The organism is Microbacterium resistens NBRC 103078, assembly GCF_001552355.1.
GTDB classification, from domain to species: Bacteria; Actinomycetota; Actinomycetes; order Actinomycetales; family Microbacteriaceae; genus Microbacterium; species Microbacterium resistens.
On sequence record NZ_BCRA01000204.1, the window covers coordinates 1 to 2,317 of the forward strand.

3 protein-coding genes are annotated in these 2,317 nt (G+C 75.4%); all 3 read right to left on the reverse strand.

The genetic code is table 11. The features are described from left to right. The coding region (locus tag MR1_RS18965; protein ID WP_157518409.1) for a sulfate/molybdate ABC transporter ATP-binding protein at window positions 1-729 on the reverse strand (729 nt) is incomplete at its 3' end. Next, entirely contained in the window at window positions 726-1,571 is an 846-nt protein-coding gene (locus tag MR1_RS18970; RefSeq protein ID WP_084344951.1) for an ABC transporter permease, read from the reverse strand. The genes MR1_RS18965 and MR1_RS18970, both read right to left, overlap by 4 nt. Beyond that, on the reverse strand, window positions 1,571-2,317 hold a 747-nt coding region (gene modA, locus MR1_RS18975; protein WP_067250819.1), incomplete at its 5' end, for a molybdate ABC transporter substrate-binding protein. The genes modA and MR1_RS18970, both read right to left, overlap by 1 nt.

Sequence of the window (2,317 nt, forward strand, 5' to 3'; positions counted from 1 at the left end):
GGCGCCGACGCCCGTGACGAGGTTCGCCCCGGCAACCGCCGCGACGAACGCGGATCCGGGATGCCCCAGCACCTCGGCCGTGGCGCCCTGCTGGACGATCCGGCCCTCCTGAAGCACGACGGTCCGCGCGGCGAGGACCACCGCATCCATCGGATCGTGCGTGACCAGCACCAGCGGGACGCCGGAGCGGTCTCGCTGGTCGGCGACGAGGCGACGGGCCTGGCCGGCGGTCTGTGCGTCGAGGCCGGAGAAGGGCTCGTCCAGCAGGAGCGCGCCGGGCCGGGCCGCGAGCGCGCGGGCCAGCGCCACTCGCTGCTGCTGCCCGCCGGAGAGCTGTGCGGGGCGACGCGAGGCGTACCCGGCCATGCCGACCTCGTCCAGCCACCGCCGTGCCTCGGCGCGGGAACGGGCGCGCGGCGTCCCCTGCGCCCGCGGGCCGAAGGCGACGTTCTCGAGCGCGCTGAGATGCGGGAACAGCAGGGCCTGCTGTCCGAGCAGACCCACCCGGCGCCGCTCGGCGGGGACGGCGCGTCCGGGGCCGAGGAGCTCCCGGTCTCCCAGGCGGATCGAGCCGGTCGCCGGCCGCTGCCCCGCGATGGCGGCGAGCAGGGTGGACTTCCCCGATCCGTTCGGCCCGAGGATCGCGAGCACCTCGCCGGGCTCGGCGCGGATCCCGGCCTCCAGGGCGAAGGCCCCGGCCCGGACGCGCACGTCGGCATGGAGGGTCATCGGATCGCATCCGCCCGCCAGCCGCGCATGAGCACGAGCACCCCGACCGCCACGAGGATGAGCATCAGCGACAGCGCGATCGCGGTGTCCTGGCGGACGCCGGCGCCGTTGAACGCCGTGTAGATCGCGAGCGGCATGGTGCGGGTCACCCCGGGGGCGTTGCCGGCGAACAGCGCCGTGGCGCCGAACTCGCCGAGCGCCCGGGCGAAGCACAGGACCGTCCCCGCGACGAGACCCGGGGCCGCCAGCGGCAGGGTCACCCGGCGGAACACGGTGAAGCGCCCGGCGCCGAGGCTCGCCGCCACGCGCTCGTGACCGGTGCCGACGGCCCGGAGCGTCCCCTCGATCGAGATCACCAGGAAGGGCAGCGCCACGAACGTCTGCGCGATCACCACGGCCGCCGTCGTGAACGGGATGCGGACCCCGAGGAGATCGAGCGCCCCGCCCAGCAGCCCGTTGCGCCCCAGCAGCGAGAGCAGGGCGATGCCCCCGACGAGCGGGGGCAGCACGAGCGGCAGCGTCGCGAGCGTCCGCAGGACGGCGGCGAGCCACGACGGGCTCCGCGCGATCACGAGGGCGAGGGGCACGCCCAGCAGGACGCACAGCATGGTCGCGGCGGTCGCGGTGGCCAGGGAGAGGCCCAGGGCCTGAAGGGCCTCGGGAGCGGTCACCGCGGCGGGGACCCCTGCCCAGTCGAGGCGGACGAGGAGGCCGATGAACGGCAGCAGGAGCAGGAGGACGCCCAGGCCCGCAGGCACCGCGAGCCAGACCGGGATGCGGGCGTCGCGGAGCCCGGAGCGCCGCGGCGGCCCCGGTGCCTCCGTCGGGAGGGACTCGGCGATCACGGGGCTCCGAAGCCGAAGTCCGCGAGCACCGCCTGGCCGTCGGGTGAGAGCACGAAGTCGACGAACGCGGTCGCGGCCGGCGAGTTCGCGGCGCCGTCGAGGACCGTGAGCGGATAGACGTTCGTGGCCTGATCCGCCCCGTCGATGTCGATGCCGTCCACCTCGCCCGCGGCCGCGGCGACGTCGGTGCGGTAGACGAGACCCGCATCCGCCTCGCCGGAACGCACCTTGGCGAGCACGGCCGTCACGTTCTGCTCCTCGCTGGCGGGCGTCACCGTCACGCCCGCCGCATCGAGCAACGTGTGCGCGGCGTTCCCGCACGGCACCTCCGCCGCGCACGTCACCACCGTGAGCGTGGGGTCGGCGAGGTCGACCAGCCCCTGAACATCCCCGGGGTTGCCCGTCGGGACGGCGATCTGCAGGACGTTCGTGGCGAAGGGGACGGTCGTCGTGGCGAGTCCTGCGTCGGTGATCTTCGCCATGTTCTTCTCGTCCGCGGAGGCGAACACGTCCACGGCGGCGCCCTCGATGATCTGCGTGGCGAGCACCGAGGACCCGTCGTAGGAGATCGGCCGCACGTCGACGCCGGGGTGGGCCTGCTCGAACGCGGCAGCGAGCTCGTCGAACGCCCCGGACAGCGAGGCCGCCGCGAAGACGGTGAGCTCGCCGTCGAGCGTCTCCTCGGCCGGCGCGGACGACGTGCCGGGGGAGGGGGTCCGGGGGGCCGCTCCGGCCGGCGCCCC